Below are 2,382 nucleotides of genomic sequence, written 5' to 3'. Positions count from 1 at the left end.
AGAAGAAAAACAAGAAAAAGTACAAATTAAAAAAGATATTCCAAAAGAAATAAAAAAAGAGAAAATAGAAGAAAAATCTGTTCTTACAAAAGATGAAGAAGAACAATACTTAAAAAAAGATGCCTATGTTTATAATAAAAAAGATAAACCAAAAATTGCAATTATTATAGATGATGTTAGTACAATTAGACAAAAACAAACTATTTTAAATATCGGTTATGATATTACAATGGCTTTTTTACCACCACAACCAGGTCATATAAATTCTGCTAAAATTGCTCAAAATGTACCAATTCATATGATTCACTTCCCTATGCAAGCAAGTGATAAATTTAAATCTGAAGAAAAAATTACTCTAAAAATTACTGATTCATATGAAAAAATTGAAAAAAGAGTTAAAGAGTTAAGAAAACTATATCCAAATGCTGTTTATACAAATAATCATACAGGTTCAATTTTTACTCAAAATGATGAAGCAATGGATAAATTATTTAGAGCATTAAAAAAGTATAATTTTAAATTTGTTGATAGTAGGACAACTCCAAATTCAGTTGCTAAAAAATATGCAAAAAAATATGGAATGCCAGTAATTGTAAGAAATACTTTTATTGACAATAAAAGAGAATATTCTTATATCCAAGATCAATTAAAAAAAGCTATTAAAATTGCAAAGAAAAATGGATATGCTATTGCTATTGGACATCCTCATGCAATTACTCTTAAAGTATTAAAAGAATCAAAACACTTATTAAAAGGTGTTGAACCTATATTTATTAATCAACTACCATATTTGTAAAATATTAGCTATAATCATAAATATTATTATATAGGATATTTATGATTAAGCAATTTGATTTTAAAATTGATGAACTTTCATCAATGAAAAAATACCCAGAAGAACTTTTTTATATTGGAAATACTAAACTATTATCAAAAAAGAAAGTATCAATAATTGGAACAAGAAGACCATCTTCTTATACAAAAGAGTTTACTCATAAATTAGCTACAAAATTATCTTCCTATGGAGTTTGTATCGTAAGTGGTGCAGCAATGGGTGTTGATGCTATATCTCATGCAGCAGCTGGTGTAGAAAATACTATTGCAGTTGTAGCAAATGGTTTAGATATAAAATATCCAAGTGTAAATAAAAATCTAATCTCAAATATTGAAAAAAATGGCTTAATGATTTCTGCGTACAAAGAAGGCGAAAAAGCTAGAAACTATACCTTTGTATTAAGAAATGAAATCGTAGTTGCTCTTGGCGATATATTGATTGTTACAGAGGCAGATTTAAAGTCAGGTAGTTTAACTTCTGTAAAATATGCCTTAGCTATGAAAAAAAAGATTTATACCTTACCTCATAGATTAAATGAAAGTTTAGGAACACAAGAACTTGTAAAAAATTCTTTAATACAACCTATATATGATATTGATGAATTTATAGCTTCAATTACAAATAGTGAAATAAAAAATGATGTAAATGATGAAGTTTTATCTTTTTGTAGTACAAACCCTACTTATGATGAAGCTATGAGAAAATACTCAAATAAAATATTTGAATATGAACTTGAGGGAAAAATTAAAATACAAGATGGAAAAGTTATTGTTCTTTAATCTAAAGAACAATACTTTTTCTTATCCGTTTTTAATAAAATTAGATAACCTAAAACTCCTGATAAAAATGAACCAATTAAGATAGCTAATTTATCTGTATATAAAAATATATTTGAGTCTGAATAAGCTAATGAATCTATAAATAAACTCATTGTAAATCCAACACCAGTTAGTACACTTACTCCATAAATTTGTCTCCATGTTGAACATCTTGGTAAGCTTGCAAATTTTAATTTTACTGTTACAAAAACAAATAAAAATACTCCAAGCTGTTTTCCTATAAATAAACCAAAAATAATTCCATAAGAGACAGGATTAAAAGTTTCTGCAAAAGATAAAGTTCTAAAATCTATACCTGCATTTACAAATGCAAAAACTGGCAATACAAAATAAGCCACCCATAAATGAATATGATGTTGTAGGTTTCTTACAGGAGATACTCTTTTTCTTTTTTCATTAATTGCATTAAGAGGAATAGTAAATGCTAAAATAATTCCAGCAAGAGTAGCATGAACGCCTGATTTTAAAACAAATATCCAAAGTAATATTCCAATTAAAATATAAGCACCTAAAGAAACAACATTTAATCTATTCATTATAAAAAGAAAAGACACACAAATAAAAGCTAAAAAAATTGACAATAACGATAATTCAGAAGTATAAAAAAATGCGATAATTAATATAGCACCTAAATCATCAAAAATTGCCAAGGTCATTAAAAATATCTTTAAAGAAAGTGGTATTCTTTTTCCTAAAAGTGCAAGTATC

At 25.7% G+C, this 2,382-nt stretch carries 3 protein-coding genes; 2 read left to right on the top strand and 1 reads right to left on the bottom strand.

Annotation, left to right across the window (positions count from 1 at the left end):
- Together ACERKK_RS12835 and ACERKK_RS12830 are read left to right on the top strand one after the other, a co-directional pair.
- A partial coding sequence (locus ACERKK_RS12835; RefSeq protein WP_373773471.1) for a divergent polysaccharide deacetylase family protein occupies positions 1-796 on the top strand: 796 nt, incomplete at its 5' end.
- Positions 797-837: 41 nt separating this feature from the next.
- Entirely contained in the window at positions 838-1,614 is a 777-nt protein-coding gene (locus ACERKK_RS12830) for a DNA-processing protein DprA (RefSeq protein ID WP_373773470.1), read from the top strand.
- Here ACERKK_RS12830 and nhaA read toward each other — a convergent pair.
- Positions 1,611-2,382 (bottom strand): Na+/H+ antiporter NhaA (nhaA, locus tag ACERKK_RS12825; RefSeq protein WP_373773469.1); only part of this gene is annotated, 772 nt, incomplete at its 5' end. The two genes, ACERKK_RS12830 and nhaA, sit on opposite strands and share 4 nt — an antisense overlap.

This window comes from Poseidonibacter sp. (assembly GCF_041821165.1).
Taxonomy (GTDB): domain Bacteria; phylum Campylobacterota; class Campylobacteria; order Campylobacterales; family Arcobacteraceae; genus Poseidonibacter.
Note: the sequence above shows the minus strand (reverse complement) of the source record. Positions and strands in the feature narration are given on the sequence as shown.